Annotated in this window: 19 protein-coding genes and 2 pseudogenes; 3 read left to right on the forward strand and 18 right to left on the reverse strand. The window is 71.3% G+C overall.

Annotated elements, in window-relative coordinates; genetic code table 11:
• Positions 1 to 73: 73 nt before the first annotated feature.
• The 14 genes and pseudogenes from hisD to ICW72_RS19980 form a co-directional block, all read right to left on the reverse strand.
• Entirely contained in the window at positions 74 to 1,393 is a 1,320-nt protein-coding gene (gene hisD / locus ICW72_RS19915) for a histidinol dehydrogenase (protein WP_191084253.1), read from the reverse strand.
• Positions 1,394 to 1,445: 52 nt separating this feature from the next.
• Positions 1,446 to 2,138: an ATP phosphoribosyltransferase gene (gene hisG, locus ICW72_RS19920; RefSeq protein ID WP_191084254.1), complete on the reverse strand. Its 693-nt coding sequence runs from the start codon at positions 2,136 to 2,138 to the stop codon at positions 1,446 to 1,448.
• Positions 2,138 to 3,399, reverse strand: a pseudogene (gene murA, locus ICW72_RS19925) (UDP-N-acetylglucosamine 1-carboxyvinyltransferase). Before murA ends, hisG begins: the two are co-directional and overlap by 1 nt.
• Positions 3,400 to 3,411: 12 nt before the next feature.
• Positions 3,412 to 3,966 (reverse strand): dCTP deaminase, encoded by a 555-nt coding sequence (gene dcd / locus ICW72_RS19930; RefSeq protein ID WP_191084255.1) that lies wholly within the window; start codon positions 3,964 to 3,966, stop codon positions 3,412 to 3,414.
• A 328-nt stretch (positions 3,967 to 4,294) separates the two neighbouring features.
• A complete protein-coding gene (locus ICW72_RS19935) occupies positions 4,295 to 4,771 on the reverse strand; it encodes a putative adhesin (protein ID WP_332308954.1) in 477 nt (158 codons plus the stop codon).
• Between the two features lie 92 nt (positions 4,772 to 4,863).
• Entirely contained in the window at positions 4,864 to 5,637 is a 774-nt protein-coding gene (locus ICW72_RS19940) for a class II aldolase/adducin family protein (protein WP_191084257.1), read from the reverse strand.
• An 81-nt stretch (positions 5,638 to 5,718) separates the two neighbouring features.
• Positions 5,719 to 6,597: a class I SAM-dependent methyltransferase gene (locus tag ICW72_RS19945; RefSeq protein WP_191084258.1), complete on the reverse strand. Its 879-nt coding sequence runs from the start codon at positions 6,595 to 6,597 to the stop codon at positions 5,719 to 5,721.
• Positions 6,590 to 7,621: a glycosyltransferase family 4 protein gene (locus tag ICW72_RS19950; protein WP_191084259.1), complete on the reverse strand. Its 1,032-nt coding sequence runs from the start codon at positions 7,619 to 7,621 to the stop codon at positions 6,590 to 6,592. The genes ICW72_RS19945 and ICW72_RS19950 overlap by 8 nt, the downstream gene beginning before the upstream one ends.
• Positions 7,622 to 7,627: 6 nt before the next feature.
• Positions 7,628 to 8,032, reverse strand: a complete 405-nt coding sequence (locus tag ICW72_RS19955) for a 6-pyruvoyl trahydropterin synthase family protein (RefSeq protein WP_191084260.1) — start codon at positions 8,030 to 8,032, stop codon at positions 7,628 to 7,630.
• Between the two features lie 11 nt (positions 8,033 to 8,043).
• On the reverse strand, positions 8,044 to 9,012 hold the full coding sequence (locus ICW72_RS19960) for a zinc-dependent alcohol dehydrogenase (RefSeq protein WP_191084261.1): 969 nt from the start codon (positions 9,010 to 9,012) through the stop codon (positions 8,044 to 8,046).
• Complete coding sequence (locus tag ICW72_RS19965; protein WP_191084262.1) at positions 9,009 to 9,758, reverse strand: RibD family protein; 750 nt, start codon at positions 9,756 to 9,758, stop codon at positions 9,009 to 9,011. Before ICW72_RS19965 ends, ICW72_RS19960 begins: the two co-directional genes overlap by 4 nt.
• Positions 9,759 to 9,772: 14 nt before the next feature.
• Positions 9,773 to 10,174 carry a hypothetical protein gene (locus tag ICW72_RS19970; protein WP_191084263.1) on the reverse strand — a complete coding sequence of 134 codons (402 nt, stop codon included), beginning with the start codon at positions 10,172 to 10,174 and terminating at the stop codon, positions 9,773 to 9,775.
• Positions 10,171 to 10,464, reverse strand: coding sequence for a rod-binding protein (locus ICW72_RS19975; RefSeq protein ID WP_191084264.1), 294 nt, complete (start codon positions 10,462 to 10,464; stop codon positions 10,171 to 10,173). Before ICW72_RS19975 ends, ICW72_RS19970 begins: the two co-directional genes overlap by 4 nt.
• Positions 10,464 to 11,563: pseudogene (locus tag ICW72_RS19980) on the reverse strand (flagellar basal body P-ring protein FlgI). The gene ICW72_RS19975 and the pseudogene ICW72_RS19980 overlap by 1 nt, the downstream one beginning before the upstream one ends.
• 202 nt (positions 11,564 to 11,765) lie before the next feature.
• Here ICW72_RS19980 and ICW72_RS19985 point away from each other — a divergent pair.
• Positions 11,766 to 12,143 (forward strand): flagellar assembly protein FliX, encoded by a 378-nt coding sequence (locus ICW72_RS19985; RefSeq protein WP_191084265.1) that lies wholly within the window; start codon positions 11,766 to 11,768, stop codon positions 12,141 to 12,143.
• 149 nt (positions 12,144 to 12,292) lie between these two features.
• Positions 12,293 to 12,709, forward strand: a complete 417-nt coding sequence (dksA, locus tag ICW72_RS19990; RefSeq protein ID WP_184384760.1) for an RNA polymerase-binding protein DksA — start codon at positions 12,293 to 12,295, stop codon at positions 12,707 to 12,709.
• Between the two features lie 148 nt (positions 12,710 to 12,857).
• On the opposite strand, the gene ICW72_RS19995 is transcribed toward dksA, so the two are convergent.
• Entirely contained in the window at positions 12,858 to 14,489 is a 1,632-nt protein-coding gene (locus ICW72_RS19995) for a GMC family oxidoreductase (protein ID WP_191084266.1), read from the reverse strand.
• Between the two features lie 210 nt (positions 14,490 to 14,699).
• Here ICW72_RS19995 and ICW72_RS20000 point away from each other — a divergent pair, with 210 nt between their 5' ends.
• Positions 14,700 to 15,299 (forward strand): hypothetical protein, encoded by a 600-nt coding sequence (locus ICW72_RS20000; RefSeq protein WP_191084267.1) that lies wholly within the window; start codon positions 14,700 to 14,702, stop codon positions 15,297 to 15,299.
• 183 nt (positions 15,300 to 15,482) lie between these two features.
• On the opposite strand, the gene flgH is transcribed toward ICW72_RS20000, so the two are convergent.
• Genes flgH through flgG form a run of 3 tightly spaced genes read right to left on the reverse strand, consistent with a single transcriptional unit; the run spans position 15,483 to position 17,970 of the window.
• Entirely contained in the window at positions 15,483 to 16,220 is a 738-nt protein-coding gene (gene flgH / locus ICW72_RS20005) for a flagellar basal body L-ring protein FlgH (protein WP_223880712.1), read from the reverse strand.
• An 11-nt stretch (positions 16,221 to 16,231) separates the two neighbouring features.
• The gene (flgA, locus tag ICW72_RS20010) at positions 16,232 to 17,185 is read right to left on the reverse strand and encodes a flagellar basal body P-ring formation chaperone FlgA (protein ID WP_191084269.1); all 954 of its coding nucleotides are present in this window, start codon (positions 17,183 to 17,185) and stop codon (positions 16,232 to 16,234) included.
• Positions 17,185 to 17,970 (reverse strand): flagellar basal-body rod protein FlgG, encoded by a 786-nt coding sequence (gene flgG / locus ICW72_RS20015; RefSeq protein ID WP_191084270.1) that lies wholly within the window; start codon positions 17,968 to 17,970, stop codon positions 17,185 to 17,187. Before flgG ends, flgA begins: the two co-directional genes overlap by 1 nt.
• Positions 17,971 to 17,995 lie beyond the last annotated feature (25 nt).

The raw sequence follows: 17,995 nt of genomic DNA on the forward strand, positions 1-17,995 counted from the left end.
TGGGCGCGGATGATCGCGCCGCGGTCAGCCCCCGGCGCCGGCGGGGCCTAGATGCGCCCGGAACGAGCGATGGTCAAGTTTTGGCCATCATCCCCGGCGCGTTGCTTTGCAGCCGGGTGGAGACGCTGAGGCCATGCGCCCCCAACCCCTCCGCCTGCGCCAGCGCCACCGCGGCCGGCCCGATGGCGGCGAGGCCCGCCTCGCTGCACTCCACCCAGGTGGTGCGCTTCAGGAAATCGAAGACGGAAAGCCCCGAGGCGAAGCGGCTGGTGCGCCCCGTGGGCAGCACATGGTTGGGCCCGGCCACATAGTCGCCGATGGCCTCGGGCGTGTGGCGGCCCAGGAAGGCCGCGCCCGCGTGGCGGATTTTTCCGAACAGCGCGCGGGGGTTGGCCACCATGATCTGCAAATGCTCGGGGGCGAGGCGGTTGGTCAGCGCCGCCGCCTCCTCCATGTCGCGCACCAGGATCACGGCGCCGTGGTCGCGCCAGGATTCGCCGGCGATGCCCGCGCGCGGCAGGGTCTCCAGCTCACGCGCAACGGCGGCGGCGACGGCGTCGGCGAAAGCCGTGTCATCGGTGATGAGGATGGACTGCGCCGCCTCGTCATGCTCCGCCTGGGCCAGCAGGTCGAGCGCCACATGGTCCGGGTTGTTGTCGCCATCGGCGAGGATGACCACCTCGGACGGGCCGGCGATGGAATCGATGCCCACGCGGCCGAACACCTGGCGCTTCGCTTCGGCCACATAGGCATTGCCCGGCCCCACGATGCGGTCCACGGGCGCGATGCTCCGCGTGCCCCAGGCCAGGGCCGCCACCGCCTGCGCCCCGCCGACGCGCCAGATCTCCGACACACCCGCGCGATGCGCGGCGGCCAGCACCAGCGGGTTGATGGCGCCCTCGGTGGCCGGCACGGCGATGGCGATGCGCCCCACCCCCGCCACCCGCGCCGGCAACGCGTTCATCAGCACCGAGGAGGGGTAGGCCGCCTTGCCCCCCGGCACATAGAGGCCCACCGCATCCAGCGCGCCCCAGCGCATACCGACCGCCACGCCATCGGTGCCGGGGAGGTCGAGGTCGGTGGGAAGCTGCGCCCGGTGAAAGGCCTCGATGCGCGCGGCCGCCACGTCCAGCGCGGCCAGCAGGTCAGGGGGGATGGAGGCCAGCGCGGCCTCCACCTCGGCCTCCGTCACGCGCAGGGCCGCGGCGCTTTCCGGCGCCCAGCCATCCCAGCGCGCGGTGTAGCGCAGCAGCGCCGCATCGCCCTCTTCGCGCACGGCGGCGATGATGGCGGAGACCGCCGCATCCACCCGCGTCGTCGTGTCGCGGCCGTCTTCCAGGATGGCGGTGAAGGCGGCCTCGAAGCCGGCATCCGTGGTGGAGAGGCGCTTCATGCCGCCTCCGATCGCCGGAGGGCCTCGGCCCGGAGGCGTGAATCGGTGGCCATCATGCGCTCTGGTCCATCGCCGCGCGGAAACGGTCCACGAAACCCGTGATCTCCTCCGGCCGCGTCTTCAGCGCGGTGCGGTTGACGATGAGGCGCGAGGTGACATGCGCGATCACCTCCGTCTCCACCAGTCCATTGGCCTTGAGGGTGGAGCCGGTTTGCACCAGGTCCACGATCACGCGCGAAAGCCCGAGCGAGGGCGCCAGCTCCATCGCCCCGTTCAGATGCACCACCTCGGCCTGGATGCCGCGCGCGGCGAAATGGCGGCGGGCGATGTTCGGGTATTTCGTCGCCACCGCGATGCGCGACCAGGCGCGCCAATCCTCGCGCCCCGCCGTCACCACCTGCTCCGCCACCGAGACGCGGCAGCGCCCGATGCCGAGGTCGAGCGGCGCGTAGATCTGGTCCGTGTCGTATTCCATCAGCACATCGGCCCCGCAGACGCCGATCTGCGCCGCGCCATGCGCCACGAAGGTGGCGACGTCGAAGGGCCGCACGCGCACCACGTCGAGGGCCGCGTCATTGGTCGGGAAGCGCAGGCGGCGGCTGTCCTCGTCGGTGAAGTCGGGGGCGGGGATGATGCCGGCCCGCGCCAGGAAGGGCGCCAGCTCCTTCAGGATGCGCCCCTTGGGCAGGGCCAGCACCAGGCCGGTGGCGCTGTCGGCGAAATGCGTGGTCATGGGCATGTCCATCAATTGGGCAGCCTTTCGATCTCGGCACCCACGGCGGCGAGCTTCGCCTCCACCCGCTCATAGCCGCGGTCGAGGTGATAGACGCGGTTGACGATGGTCTCGCCCTCGGCGGCGAGCCCCGCCAGCACCAGGCTGACCGAGGCGCGCAAATCCGTCGCCATCACCGGCGCGCCGGACAGCTTCGGCACCCCGCGCACGATGGCGCTGCTGCCATGGAAGTTGATGCGCGCGCCCATGCGCGTGAGTTCCGGCACATGCATGAAGCGGTTCTCGAAGATGGTCTCCGTGATCATGGAGGCCCCCTCGGCCACGCACATCAGCGCCATGAACTGCGCCTGCATGTCGGTGGCGAAGCCGGGGAAGGGCTCGGTCATCACATCGGCGCCGCGCAGCCCGTTCATGCGGGAGACGGTGAGGCCCGTATGCGTCTCGGCCACGTCCACGCCCGCCTCGCGCAGCACGCGCGCCACGGAGCCCAGATGTTCGAGGCGCGCGCCTTCCAGGTGCAGCGTGCCGCCCGTGATGGCGGCGGCGCAGGCATAGGTGCCGGCCTCGATGCGGTCGGGCACCACGGGGTGGGTGGCGGGCAGCAGGGTGGCGCCGCCCTCGACGCGCAGCCGGTCGGTGCCGATGCCCTCGATCCGCGCGCCCATCCGCATGAGGCACATGGCGAGGTCGGTGATCTCGGGCTCGCGCGCCGCGTTCACCAGCTCCGTCTCGCCCTGGGCGAGGCAGGCGGCCATGAGCAAATTCTCGGTGGCGCCGACGCTCACCTGCGGGAAGAGGATGCGCGCGCCGCGCAACCCGCCTGGCGGGGCCTTGGCCTCGATATAGCCCGCCGTGATCTCGATCTCGGCGCCCATCTCCTGCAACCCCTTGATGTGCAGGTCCACGGGCCGGGTGCCGATGGCGCAGCCGCCGGGCAGCGAGACACGCGCGCGCCCGTGCCGGGCCACGAGCGGCCCCAGCACCAGCACCGAGGCGCGCATCTTCCGCACGATGTCATAGGGCGCTTCGAGGTTGCTGGCCGAACCCGACAGGGTCAGGGTGCGCGCCGCCTTGTCATGCTCCACATTCAGCCCGTGCTGGCGCAGCAGGGCGCGCATGGTGGCGATGTCGGCCAAATCCGGCGCGTTGGTCAGCGTGAGCGGCCCATCGGCCAGCAGGGCGGCCGCCATCAGCGGCAGGGTGGCGTTCTTGGCGCCGGAGATGGGGACGCTGCCATTCAGCGCGCGCCCCCGCGGATGCGGATGCGGTCCATGGTCAGCGCTCCCTAAAGCCTCGGAAGCGCGACGCCGCGCTGCCCCATGTATTTCCCCTTGCGGTCGGCATAGCTCACTTCCGGCGCGCTTTCGCCCTTCAGGAAGAGGAACTGGCAGATGCCCTCATGGGCATAGACCTTGGCCGGCAGGGGGGTGGTGTTGCTGATCTCGATGGTCACCTGGCCTTCCCATTCGGGCTCCAGCGGCGTCACGTTCACGATCAGCCCGCAGCGCGCATAGGTGGATTTGCCGAGGCAGATCACCAGCACGTCGCGCGGGATGCGGAAATATTCCACCGTATGCGTCAGCACGAAGGAATTGGGCGGGATGATGCAGACGGGACCCTTGCGGGTGACGAAGCCCGTCTCGTTGAAGGCCTTGGGGTCCACCACCGCATTGTCCACATTGGTGAAGACCTTGAACTCATCGGCCGCCCGCGCGTCATAGCCGAAGGAGGAAAGCCCGTAGCTGATCACGCCCTCGCGCTTCTGCGCCTCGACGAAGGGCTCGATCATGCCGTGTTCGGCCGCCATGCGGCGGATCCAGTGGTCGGGCATGATGGACATGGCTGGGGATCCCCGAAGGTTACTCCCGGGGCGGCGCGTCACTCCCCGGAGGCGGTGGATTACCCGCTTCGGGCGGGTCGCGTCCATCCGCCGGGGTCGCGGGGGGCGTATGCGCCAGCGCCTCACGCGCCCGGGCTTGCGCCTTCCGCCGGCGCAGGTTGGCCCGCAGGGCGGCGGCCCGCCTAGCCTCCTTGTCGTCGGTCATGGGGCGGCGGCGGCGCGGCAGCGCGGGATGGCGCCGGGCGTGGCGTGGGTCACCGGGAACACGCATCCCTCCCCGCCGGGCATGGCATGTGGCAAGCTGGCATGGGCGGATTGTGCAAGGGGCCTAACCGAGTTCCTGGCACGCCAGATAGTACACACGGGCAATTTTCTGCTTCTTCGCCTCCATCACGACGGCTTTCAGGGTCGTCACCTGCGTCGCGATGGGAAAGGGGTGGAAGGAGACAGGGTTGCCCACTTCGAACAACCCGCACGCGTTATGCCCCGCGGGGCTGATCCAGTCCGCGAAATCCGCGGCGTCGTGCGGTCCGCTCAGCCCGTAGTCGATGACGGATGTCGGCCATGTCTTGCCCTTGTGCCGCTGGGCGTAGGCCGCGGCCTCCTGGTTGCCTGTCAGCTTGTCCCACAGGTCCCAGCCTTGGGCCATGCTCAGGTTCACCCCCTGCTCGGTATAGGTGACCAGTTCCACGCCGCGCGGGATGCTGAAATTCTCATAGCTCTGCCGCTTCGTGATGGCGAACCTGGAGCCTGACCTCACGTCCGAGTAACCGTGACATGAGATGATCCAATTTGGCTGCGGCATGGCCTCGTGCCCCTGTGCGATCGCCTACAGGAAGTTGGGATTGGTGGCGGCGCTTGCAACGCGCAGCTCCTCCTTTCCTGTGCCTCCCGTCATCAATCCGCGTAGCTCGGGTCGCTGCGGTCCAGCAGCCGCTTCAGCGCCGCGAAGTGGTATTCGGGGCCGCTCATCGCCATGGTCGGGTCCTTCCAGGCGGCCTGGACGCGCATCTTCTCCAGCACCTCCTCCTTGACGAAGCGGCGGCGGTGGCCGGTCCACATGGAGAACAGCTGCGTCCGGCAGGCGCGCTCCAGGTAATAGAGGCGGTGATAGGCCTGGGCGACGGAATTTCCCGTCACCACCACGCCGTGGTTGGCCAGCATCAGGATGGGCTTGCCGTCCATGAGGGCGGCCATGCGCGCCCCTTCCTCATGCTCATGGGCGAAGCCGTTGTAGTCGTAGTCATAGGCGATGCGGTTGTGAAACTGCAGGGCGCTCTGCCCCGTCATCTCGATGGTCATGTCCTCCAGCTGCGAGATGGCGGTGCAATAGGGCATGTGGGTGTGCAGCACGCAGGCCGCGCCCGTGGCTTCATGGATGGGCGCATGGATGCAGATGGCGCTGCGGTCGGCCGGCCCCGTGCCTTCCAGCACCGTGCCGTCGAACGCCACCTCGATCAGGTTGCTGGCCGTCACCTCCGACCAGTGCAGCCCATAGGCGTTGAGGTAGAACCGACCCGGCCGGCCCGGCACCATCAGGGTGAAGTGGTTGTCTATGGCCTCGTGGAAGTCATGCAGCACGGCCAGGCGATGGGCGGCGGCCATGTCGATGCGGGCCTGGCGGCGCTGCTCGACATGGATTTCGGCCGCGGGGTCCTTGACGCTCGACATGGGGGGCTCCGGTCCGGTGGGGGCGGGGCCCATCAACCCATGTCGGACGGGCGGATGCAAGGCATCAGACGGGGCAGGGCCTCAGGCGGGCGGGAGGCACAGCACATCCTTGTGCGGCACCCGCACGGAAAGCCGCCCCGCCTCGGCCTGCGCGGCGCGGGCCTCCGCCCAGGCCTCGATGCGCCCGGCCTCGCGGGTTTCGTGGCGCATGGCGGCCTCGGCATGGCCCAGCGCCAATTCGCGCGCCATGGCGCCGGCCTGGCGCGGGATGCGCCAGTCGGTCGGCGCCGTCAGCACCTGATAGCTCTGGGCCGCGAAGGCGCGGGCGATGGCCGCCGGCGCCTCCACCCCCAGCGCCGGCCCGCCGAAGCCCTTCACCCGCCGCTGGTCGCGGCCGAAGCCGCGCGCCACCCAGGCATCATCCGGGTGCGGGGGCATGAAACGCTCCCGTCCCGAGACGTTCAGCGCGGCGTAGAAGGGCAGGCGGTGTTCGGCCAGGGCCGCGGCCAGCGCCTCCACCCAGCGCTCCGACACCAGGTCGCACAGGGCGGAACAGGTCACGGCGTCCACGCGGTCCAGCGGCAGCCCCTCCGGCGCGCGGGCGAGGTCCGTGAGAATCCCCTCGATGCGCCAGGCGCCGTGCGGCGAGTGCAGCAGCAGCGCCTTCTTCTGCGGCCAGGTGGCGCGCCAGCCCCAGTCATGGGCGGCCTCCATCATGCTGTCGAAGGCGCGGGACATGAGGTCCGCATCGGCGTCCGCCAGCACCCAGGCATGGGGGCGCTGGGGCACATGGCCCAGCCAGCGCGTCAGGCTGCCCGTGCCGGCGCCGAGGTCGAGGAAGCGCGGGCGGGCCACCTCGTCCAGGTGCTCCAGCAGGGCTTCGGCCAGTTCCATGCTGCGCGATTCGGCATCGAAGCCCTCGCGCAGGGAGAGCCAGTCGCCGTCAAAGCTCTCAGCCATGGGGGGCCTCCAGGATGGTGGCGAGCCTGGCCGCCTGGTCTTCCCAGCGCGGCAGGGCCTGCCCGGCCTTCCAGGCGGCATCCGCCATCTGCGCCCGCAGCGCCGTGTCATAGATGGGCCGGCGCATGCCCCGCGAGAGGGAGTTGAAATCCCCCGGCGGCGCCAGGATGGCCGAGCCGGGGGCGACCAGATCCGCCACCGCCCCCCCGGTGCAGAGCGCCATGGGAAGGCCGCGCGCCTGGGCTTCCGCCACCACCATGCCATAGCCCTCGTAATGGGTTGCGAGCGCGAAGAGGTCGGCCGTGGCGTATTCCGCCTCCAGGCTGGCGGTGTCGAGCCCGCCCAGGAATTCCACCCGCGCGCCGAGGCCCAGCTCCTCCACCAGCGCCTCCAGGCTGTGCAGGTGAACCGGGTCATGGGCCGCGCCCACGATGCGCAGCGTCCAGTCCAAATCCGTCAGCCGTTCCAGCGCGCGCAGCAGCACGTCATGCCCCTTGCGCGGGATGATGGAGCCGACCGCCAAAATCCGGCAGCCCGGCCCGCCCGAGCCCTGGCTGCGTGGCGCGGGGTCCGTGCCGGGCTCCACCACCGACACACGCTCCAGGTCCACGCCAAAGGTGCCGAGCGTCGTCGCCGTCATGGGCGAGGTGACGACCAGCTTCGCGCAGGCGGCGAAGAGGTCGCGCTCGATAGGCTCCAGCGCCTCCCGGTCCAGCCCCTGTTCCAGGCTGACCGGGTGATGGATCAGCCCCACCGCGCCGCGCGCCGCCAGCGCATCCCGGTGCGGGGCGAAGGCGGGCAGGCCAAGCCCGTCCACCAGCGCGACCTCGCCCGCGCGCAGCCCGGAAAGCGCCGCGCCGGCGGCGTCCCGCGCGGCGGCATCGGCCATGGGGTGCGCGCCGGCCAGCTCCACCACGCGCACGGCATGGCCCCGCGCCCGCAGCCCCTCGACCATGCGACGGTCATAGAGATAGCCGCCCGAGATGGTGTCGAAGGGGGCGGGGACGATCAGCGCGATGTCCATGGCTGTTCAGCGCTCCACAGGCCCTTCGAAGGCGGCCCAGGCGATATGGCTCTCGCGCAGCAGCACCTTGATGCCCGTCACCCCATCCCCGCCCGGCCCCATGCGCCCGTCGCGGCAGGCGGCCGCCAGCAGCCCGTGGATGTGCAGGCAGAGATATTCCGTCGTGGTGTTCTTGCCCGCGAAGACCTGTTCCTCGTCGAGGTTGCGGTAGTCCAGCGCGGAGAGGATCTTCCGCAGCTCATCCTTCGCCAGGCCGATGTCGATCAGCAGGTGCAAGTGGTCGAGCTTGGGCGCGCGGAACTCCGCCTCCACCACGAAGGTCGCGCCATGCAGGCGCTGGGCGGGGCCGAACTCCGCGCCGCGGAAGCTGTGCGCGATCATGATGTGGTCCACGACGGTCAGGCTGAACATCGGCAGGCCTTTCAGTAGATGACGAGGGGGCAGAGCGGCTGGGCCGCGCCCGGTGGGGGGTCAAGCAAGGCGGTGATGCGCGCGGGAAGTTGGTCGAAGGGCGTCTCGGGGCCGAGCAGCGCGTCCAGTCGCGCATCGGCCGCCAGCAGGTCCAGCGCCAACGCCATGCGCTGCCCATGGCTGCGCCGCCCGCGCATGGCGGGGCTGACATGGCCGACCTGGGTGGAGACCAGCCGCAGCCGCTTGTGGTGGAAATCCGCCCCCAGCGGCAGGGCCGGCGTGGCGGCGCCGAACCAGGAGGCCTCGATGATCCGGGCCTCGAACGCCGCGCGGTTCAGCGCGAGGCACAGCCCCGCCTCGCTGGCCGTCGCGTGGAAGATCAGTTCCTGTTCACCGGGCGCGTCCTCGGGCGGGGCGAAGCGAGCGCCCAGGCTCTCGGCCAGGGCGGCGCGTGCGGGGTCGCGGTCCACCACCGTCACCTGCACGCCCGGGATGCGCGCCAGCAGCGCGGCGATCAAGAGCCCCACCACGCCGGCGCCGATCACCATGGCGCGCTCGCCGGGCAAAGGTCCCGCGTCCCAGATGGCGTTCAGCGCCGTTTCCATATTCGCCCCCAGCACGGCGCGGCGCGTGGGCAGCGCGTCCGGCAGGGGCGCGCAGAGGCCGGCGGGGATGACCAAGCGCGACTGATGCGGGTGCAGGCAGAACACACGCTGGCCCTGGTGCGGCCCGGCCTCGACCTCGCCCACCAGGCAGTAGCCGTATTTCACGGGGAAGGGGAAATCCCCCTCCTGCATGGGGCCGCGCATCTGGGTGGCGGCCTCGGGCGGGACGCGGCCGAAATGCACCAGCCGCTCGGTCCCGCGCGAAATCCCCGAGGCCAGGGCGCGCACCAGGTTTTCGTCCGGCCCGGGTTCGGGGCAGGGGGCGGGGCGCAGCTCGGCCCGGCCCGGCGCCACATGCCAGAACGCCTGCGTCATGGCGCGCGCCGATCCAGCGCGATGTCGAACAGCACGTCGGGCGCGATGTCATGCACATTCCAGCCGAAGCGCATCCCCTGCTCGATGCGGTTCACCTCCGGCAGGGCGAAGGCCGGGCGGCCGGAGCCCAATATCATGGGCGCCACCGTCACATGCAGCCGGTCGAGGCACCCCGCCGCCAGGAAACGCGAGACGGTCTGCCCGCCCCCCTCCACGAAGATGCGCGTGAGCCCTCGCGCCGCCAGCGCCCGCAGCAGAGCGGGCAGGTCCAGCCCGCCATCCGCGCCGCGCGCCACGCGCAGCACCTCGGCCGTGCCGTGCCGCGCCGGCCCGTCCTCGGCCGCGACCAGCAAAGTGGGCGGGCCCTCGCGGAAGATGCCGTAATCGGCGGAAAGCCGGCGCGAGGCGTCCAGCACCACCCGCACGGGCGAGGGGCCTTCCACCCGCCGCGTGGTCAGGCGCGGGTCATCCTCCCGCACCGTGGCCGCGCCCACCAGCACGGCATGGCACAGCGCGCGCAGCCGGTGGGTGTGGCGCAGATCGCCCTCGCCGCCGATCCATTGGCTGTGGCCGCTGCGGGTGGCAATGCGCCCGTCCAGCGTCTGCGCGAGCCGCCCCACGACCACACAGCCATCGGGCGCCGAAGGGCGGAAGAGGGGCCCGAACAGCCCCGCCATGGCGCCCGCGCGGCCGGGTTCCCCCGCCAGCAGTGCCTGCCATTCCGCTTCGAACCCGGGGCCATCCATGCGGCCCGGTTCTGTCAGGCCCGCGTCACCACCGCAAGGGCCGCGGCCTGGGCGCCCGGCCGATGGCGGCCCTGGCGGCCATAGCCCGGCGCATGGGCCGCGGGGCGGCTGGCCACCGCGATGGTCTCGATCACGCGGGATTGCAGCGCGATGGCCTCCTCCAGCAATTTCCGGTTCTGCTGGCCGAGCGAGCCGAGGTCGGTCGCCAGGCGTTCCGCCACCTGGCGCAGCCCGCCCTCGGCACGCGCGCCGACCCGGGTGGCGGCCGCGGTGGCGGCGGCGAAGGCGTCGGTGGCCTGCACCTTGCGCGTGGCCATGGCGGCGGCGCGGGTGAGGTCGAGCGCGGCCAGCGCCTCGTTCTCGGCGCGAAGGGCCTCGGCGAGGCGCTCCCCGGCGGCGATGACGGCATCCATCATGGGCGGTTCTCCTGTGACTGGGCTTGGGTGCGGATCATGTGGGCGAGGACCATGTCGGCGAGCCCGATGCCCCGCCCGCCGCGCGCGGCGGAAGTGGCGAAGGCCTCGACGAGCATGGGCCGCCATTGCGCCTCGGCGGACCCGCCGCCGAAGGGGGATTTGTCATTGTGGGCGGCGGCGAAGGCGGGTTGCAGCAGCTGGGCCAGCACCTGGGCCTCGAAGGCCTGGGCCGCCTGCCGCATGCGTGGGGGCACCTGGGCGGCGGCGGTGGGGGCCATGGGCGTGATCATCAGCGGACCTCCAACTCGGCCTGGAGCGCACCCGCCGCGCGGATGGTCTGCAGGATGGTGATCAGGTCGCGGGGCCCGACGCCCAGGCTGTTCAGCCCGCGCACCAGCTCCTCCAGCGTCACGCCGCCATCCAGCACGCCCACGCGGCGTTCGCGCTGGTCATCCACCTCGATCTGGGTGCGGGGCACCACCGCGGTCTCGCCGCCCGCCAGCGGGTTGGGCTGCACCACCTGCGGCGTCTCGGTGATGCGGATGGTGAGGTTGCCCTGCGCGATGGCCACCGTGGAGACCCGCACATTGGACCCCATGACGATGGTGCCGGACGCCTCCTCGATCACCACCCGCGCCACCTGGTCGGGGGTGACGCGCAACTGCTCGATGTCGGTGATGAAGGCGACCGGGTCCCGGCTGCCCAGGTTCAGCAGCACGGTGCGCGGGTCGGTGGCCCGCGCCACCCCCTGGCCCTGGGCGCGGTTGATGGCGGCGGCGATGCGCCGCGCCGTGGTGAAGTCGGGGTTGCGCAAGGCGAGGCGCAGGGTGGGCCGGTTCGCCAGCGTGAAGGGCACCGCGCGCTCCACGATCGCGCCGGCCGAAATCCGCGCCGAGGTCGGCACGCCGCGCTGCACGCTGCCGCCGGCACCCCGCGCCGCGATGGCGCCCGTGGCGACGGCGCCCTGGGCCACCGCATAGACCTCGCCATCCGCGCCGAGCAGGGGGTCACCACCAGCATGCCGCCCGTGAGGTTCTGCGCGTCGCCCAGGGAGGAGATGGCGACATCAATGCGCGAGCCGGGCTGCGCGAAGGCGGGCAAATTGGCCGTCACCATCACGGCCGCGATGTTGCGCGTGTCCAGCCGCGCCTCATTGTCGCGGGTGTTCACGCCCAGCCGTTCCAGCATCCCCACCAGGGATTGCCGGGTGAAGATGGCGGTGCGGAGCCTGTCGCCGGTGCCGGGCAGGCCCACCACCAGGCCATAGCCCACCAGCTGGTTGTCGCGCACGCCCTCGACATCCGCGATGTCCTTGATGCGCACGGGCTGGGCGAGCGCCAGGCCCGGCAGCAGCAGGAGCAGGGCGAGCAAGCCCCCCATCCGCCGCATGGCCGACCACACCCCCTTGGGGGCGGCGCGTTCATCCGCTGGCAACACAATACCTCCACCTTCCAGACGCCCCGGAGCGGGGCCCCAGGTGCCTCGCAACCGGCATGCCAGCCCTGGAGCCCTTTCTGGCCGGCAAAGCCTGCCGGGGATGCGTGAAACCTGCCGGGGGGCGGCAGCAGCGGGACGAAAGGAGAGGGCCAGCATGGTCGAGCCGATCCGGGGCTATGGGGTGACGGCGCGGCGTGCCGCGCGCGGGCCCGCCGGCTTTCGCCTGGCCGAGAGCGAGGCGCCCACCCATGCGGCCGCCATCGCCCCCATGGCCGGGCTCGGTGTGGGCGTGCCCCCGCCCGCCCTGACGCCCGCGGAGCGGGACGCCACCGCCGCCCGCCGTGGCCAGGCCCTGTTGCAGGAACTGACGGGGCTGCAGGCCGGGCTGCTGGCCGGGCAACTGCCCGAATCGGCCCTGCGGCGCCTCGCGGCCCTGGCGGAGGGCGAGGCCGGCCATGACCCCGCGCTGCGCGAATTGGTGGGAGGAATTGCCCTGCGCGCCCGCATCACCCTGGCCAGGCTGGGCCGCTGACGCGCCATTTGTCCGGTCGAAGCCGAACAGGGTCATGCACTTGTCGTGATTGACCCCTTGTTGTGACGAATGCTCCCGCCTATGGTCCGCCCGCCCTGGGAGGGCGGCAGGCGCCGGGCTTGCCGCACCGTGTAGGGGAGGCAAGAAGAATGGTCGTGACGCTGCCGCCCGACTATCGTCCTTCAGAGGACGAAGAATTCATGAACGCCCTCCAGCAGGAGTATTTTCGCCAAAAGTTATTGAGGTGGCGCCACGAGTTGCTGCGTGAGGCGGGCGTCACACTGAATTCGCTCTCCGCTGGCGGCATTACCGAGGCCGACTTGACCGACCGGGCCAGTGTCGAGACCGACCGCGCCCTGGAACTTCGCACCCGCGACCGCGCCCGCAAGCTGATCTCCAAGATAGATCAGGCGCTGGAACGGATTTCCAACGGCACCTACGGCTATTGCGAGGAAACCGACGAGCCCATCGGGCTGCGCCGCCTCGAAGCCCGCCCCATCGCCACCCTCTCCATCGAAGCGCAGGAGCGGCATGAGCGGATGGAGAAGGTCCACCGCGACGACTGAACGTCGCGGTGAGGTCCGGACAGGTGAGGGGCCTGCCGGCCCCTTTTTGGCGCGGCTGATTCACCGCTCCGGCTTTCGCCTCTGCGGATCAGACGCTAGGCGCCGCGGCTGATTCACCGCTCCGGCTTTCGCCTCCGCGGATCAGACGCTAGGCCGCCTCGCTCTCCAGCGCCCGCCCGCGGATGAAGTCGCTGGCCTTCTCCGCGATCATCAGCGTGGTCGCATAGGTGTTGGCGCTGGTCATGCTGGGCATGATCGAGGCGTCCACCACCCGCAGCCCCTGCATCCCGTGCACGCGCAGCCGGTCATCCACCACCGCCGTCGGGTCGGTCGCCGGGCCCATCCGCGCCGTGCCGATCAGGTGGTAGGTCGTGCTGCCATTGCGGTAGGCGAAGTCCAGCAGCTCGTCATCCGATTGCGCGTCGAGGCCGGGCAGCGTCTCCGTCTCCAGGAAGGGCGCCATCTCCGGCCGGTTCAGCAGGCGGCGGATGAGGCGGATGCCGCCCAGATGCACCCGGCGGTCATTCTCATCCTTCAGGTAGTTGGGCTGGATCTCGGGGTCGTCGAACACGTCGCGGCTGGTCGCGCGCACCCAGCCGGTGCTCTCGGGGCGGTGCTGCCAGGCGCCGGCGGTCACGCCGGGGTAGTCGTCCAGCACATAGACCTGCCCCTCCTTGTAGCTGCCGGGGGTGAAGACGCATTGCAGATCGGGCTGGTCCAGCCCCTCGAAGCTCTTCCAGAAGACATAGACGTGGGAAGGCGCGGTCGCGAGGATGCTGGGCTGCCCCATGCCCCAGCGCGCCACCTGGCCCCCCAGCCGCACGCCCCGCGCGAGTTCGTTCAGCGTGGTGACACCGGGCTTGGCGCGCCAGACCACGCGGGAGGCGTAGTGGTCGCGGAAATTCTCGCCCACGCCGCGCAGTTCGTGCCGCACCTCCACGCCCAAGGATTGCAGCAGCGGCGCGGGGCCGATGCCGCTCACCTGCAGCAGCCGCGCCGTGTTGACCGTGCCGCCGCAGAGGATCACCTCGCGCCGCGCGCGCACCGTGGTGGAAGGCCCGCCGCGCTTGCGCTGGTAGGTGACGCCGACCGCGCGCTTGCCCTCCATCAGGATGGCATTCGCGCGCGCCTCGGTCCGCAGGTCCAGGTTGGGACGCGCCAGCGCCCCGTGCAGGAAGGCGCGATAGGCCGAGACACGCTTGCCGTTCAGGATGGCGCGCTGGAAATAGCCCACGCCCGCCTGGTCACCGGAATTGTAGTCGGGGTTGCGCGGGATGCCCGCCGCCTCGCAGGCTGAAATGAAGGCCTCGCTGAGCGGGTTGATCCAGTCCATGTCGGTGACGGGGATGCCCTGTTCGCGCCCGCGCTTGTCGGCCTCGCCATAGCCGAGGCGGCGTTCGGTGCGGCGGTAATAGGGCAGGCTGTCGGCATAGCCCCAACCGCGATTGCCGCGCTGCGCCCAGGAATCGAGATCGCCGGGCTGGCCGCGATTGTAGATCATCCCGTTCACCGAGGAGGAACCCCCCAGCGTGCGCCCCTGCACGGTGGCGATGGGACGCCCGCCCGTGCGCTCGGTCGGTGCCGTGCGGAACTGCCAGGTGACCGAGGGGTCCTTCAGCGTCTTGATGAAGCCCGCCGGGATATGGATGAAGGGATTGCGGTCCTTGGGGCCGGCTTCCAGCACGCAGACGCGCACGGCGCTGTCCTCGGAAAGCCGCGCGGCAAGGAGCGACCCCGCGGCGCCACAGCCCACGATCACATAGTCGAATTCGTCGTCCATGGCGCTTCCCCGGGATTGCTTCGCGGGCATGAGCCTAATCCGGCCGGGCCGGGCGGGGGAAGGCGGCGCCGCGTGGGATTTGTGGGCGGCGTCGCCCCGCGCGGGGCCGGCTGGCCCGGGGCTTGCTCATTCCGGTGGCCGCGCCCGTCGCGGCCGGACCTGTGCGCCCCGCGCCTGGCCGCAACGCCATGGCCCAGGAGGACCGCCACCATGCACGACGTGCCGGACGAACCGCAGATGCCGCCCGAGGCGCGCGCCTTCCTGGAGGAACGGCTGAAGGCCGCCACCTGCTATCTCGAATATGGCACGGGGGGCAGCACGCTGCTGGCGCTGCGGCTGGGTGTGCCTCGGGTCTATTCCGTCGAATCCGACCGGCCCTTCGCGGAACGCGTCCAGCGCGCCGCCGCGCAGGCGCGCCGGCCGGGCACAGGCTTCTGGCTGATGCTGGCCCATGTGGGCGAGACCGCCGAATGGGGCCGCCCCGCCAACACCCAGGCCTGCCGGCAATGGCCGGGCTACCCGCTGCAGATCTGGCACGAGATCGAGAAGCGCGGGCACGCGCCGGACCTGATCCTGATTGACGGCCGTTTCCGGGTGGCCTGTTTCCTGGCCTGCCTGCTGAAGGCTGGGCCGGGCACGCTGATCCTCTTCGACGACTACATGGACCGCGCGCAGGACTACCATGTGGTGGAGCGGCACCTGGCCCCCGCCTCGACCATGGGGCGGTGCGCGGTCTTCTCGGTGCCGGAGGCGGTGGATGCGGCAGCCATCGCCTTCGACCTGGCGCGCCACGTGGTGCGCCCCGAATAGGAGGCGTGGCCCCGCGGTCGGCGCCGCGGCAACGGAGCCGGCCAGGCAGGAAGAGGGCCCGGTGGGGCCCCCGCGAAAGCGCGAAGCGATTTCGTGGGGTGTCGTCCGGGGCCCCCGCGAAGGTTTCGCCGGCGCATACGGCGCTTCCGCGCCGTTGCCGCCGGCGAAAACTTCGTGGGGAAGCTAGAAGGGCAGTAGGATGTCGAGCAGTTGCTGCCCCAGCCGCGGCTGCTGGATGTCGCTGAGCGAACCGCGCCCCCCATAGGCGATGCGCGCCTCCGCCAGCCGGTCATGCCGCACCGTGTTGTCGCTGCCGATATCCTGCGGGCGGACGATGCCCTGCACGGTCAGCTCGCGCATCTCGTTGTTCACCCGCACCTCCTGCCGGCCCATCACCACCATGTTGCCGTTGGGCAGGGATTGGGTGATGACGCCGGCCAGCCGCAGCGTGATCTGCTCGGTGCGGCGCACGCTGCCCGTGCCATCGGCCGTGCCGGTGCTGTTGGTGCCGATCAGCCGCGCGGGGTCCACCGTGTTGGGCAGCACGCGCGGCACCGCGTTCTCCAGGCCGAGCAGCGCGGGCATGCCCATCTCCTGCGTGCCGCCGCGCGTCGCCTGGGTGCGGTTCTGCAGCTGCGCCTGGTCCTGGATGGAGACGAGGATAGTGATCAGGTCGCCCACCTGCGCCGCGCGCTGGTCGCGCAGGAAGGTGCGGCTGCCCGGCCGCCAGAGGGAATTGGCCATGGCTGGCGCCTCCTGCGGCGCGGGCATGGGCATGGAGACGGGCCGCCAGCGTGGATCGGCCGTGGGGTCCGAGACGGGCGTGAAGTCCGGCGCGCGGCCGACGCGCGAGAGGCGCTCGGCCTGGCCGCAGCCGGCCAGCAGCAGGAGGGCGAGAAGGGCAGGGGCGGCGCGCTTCATGGCGGGCTTCCTCATCGGGCGGCAGTGGAAACGGGCACGCTGCCCATGGCGACGCGCACGCGGCCGGGGGCGATGGCGATGCCCTCCACCACGTTGCGGCTTGTCAGGTTCATCACCGTCACCGCCTCGCCACGGGCCGCGGCGCGCATGGCGCGGCCCTGCACAGCGAGTTGCAGGCCCGGCGCCTCCAGCAGAAGGGTGACGAGGGCGTTGCGCTGCACGATGGAGGGCGGGCCCAGATCCACCAGCGCGAAGCTCTGCTCCACGGCCATGGGGCGGCGCAGCTCCTGCCCCACCACCTGTTCGAGCTGCTGCGCCTGGCCCGGCCGCACACGTTCGGCGCGCAGGCGGATCAGGCGCGCATCCTCGGGCGCGATGATCTCGTTCAGGGCGAGGCGCCGGGTGGCCACCACCACGGGCGTCGTGGGGGCCGCGCGGCCCACCAGGCGCATGCGCTGGGCGGGCATGCCGTCCGCCAGCACCAGCAGGGTGGCGGCGAAGCGCAGGGAGGGCTGTTCCAGCACCACCCCCTCCAGCGCCATCTCGTAGAAGGCGGCACCCGGGATCATGGGCGGGATCAGGCCGGGCAGGTCCATCTCCATCTCCTCGTCCATGCCGTGCCGGACCAGTTCGGCGCGCAGCAGCGCCTCGATCTCCGCGCGGGGCACGGGGCGGCCGGGGCGTTCGATGACGGCACGCTCCTGCCCCGTCAGGGGCCGCCAGGGAACGCCATGGGCGCGGGCGATGTTCCAGAGGTTCTGCGCCTCCAGCACCATGCGCCTTCCGGGCAGGGGGGCGGCGGCCAGCGGGGTGGCGCCGCGCGGCCCGGCCTGGTCGAAGAGGTCGGAGACGCGCAGCGTATCCCCCTCCAGCAGCACATGCGGGCGCAGCAGGGCGGGCGGCGTCTCGGCGCGGGCCAAGGCGGGCGCGGCCAGCAGCGCGGCAAGAAAGGCCCGGCGCGACATCAGCGCAGCCTCGTCAGCGTGGAGAGCATCTCGTCGGAGGCGGTGATGATGCGGCTGTTCATCTCATAGGCGCGCTGGGCGGTGATCAGCGACGTGATCTCCTGCACCGTGTTCACGTTGGAGGTCTCGATGAAGCCCTGCATCAGCGTGCCATGGCCCGGCTGGCCGGGGGCGGCCGCCTGGGCCTCGCCCGAGGCGGGGGTGGCGAGGAAGAGGTTGTCGCCCATGGCGACGAGGCCGCCCTCATTGGCGAAGATGGCCGTCTGGATCTGCCCCACATTCTGCGGCGCGACCTGCCCGTCGAGCGAGACCAGCACCTCGCCCGAAGCGTTGATCGTCACGTCGCGCGCGGCGGCCGGCACGTTGATGCCGGGGTTCACCACGAAGCCCTCGGCGGTGACGATCACGCCCTCCGGGCTCAGGCTGAAGGTGCCGTCACGGGTGTAGGCCACCTCGCCGGTGGGAAGCTGCACCTGGAAGTACCCGTTGCCGCGGATGGCGAGGTCGAAGCGGTTCTCGGTCTGCTGCAGGTTGCCCTGCTCGCTGATGCGGTAGATGGCCGCCGTCCGCACGCCGAGGCCCACCTGCGCGCCGGAGGGCAGCACCGTGCCGGCATCCGAGCTCTGCGAACCCACGCGGCGCAAATTCTGGTAGATCAGGTCCTGGAACTCGGCGCGCCTTCGCTTGTAGCCGGTGGTGTTCATGTTCGCGAGGTTGTTGGAAATCACCTCGACATTGGTCTGCTGGGCCAGCATGCCCGTCGCGGCGATGTGCAATGAGCGCATGGTCAGCGGGCCTTTCCGGTGAGCC

The sequence above is a fragment of the Roseococcus microcysteis genome (genome assembly GCF_014764365.1).
GTDB classification, from domain to species: domain Bacteria; phylum Pseudomonadota; class Alphaproteobacteria; order Acetobacterales; family Acetobacteraceae; genus Roseococcus; species Roseococcus microcysteis.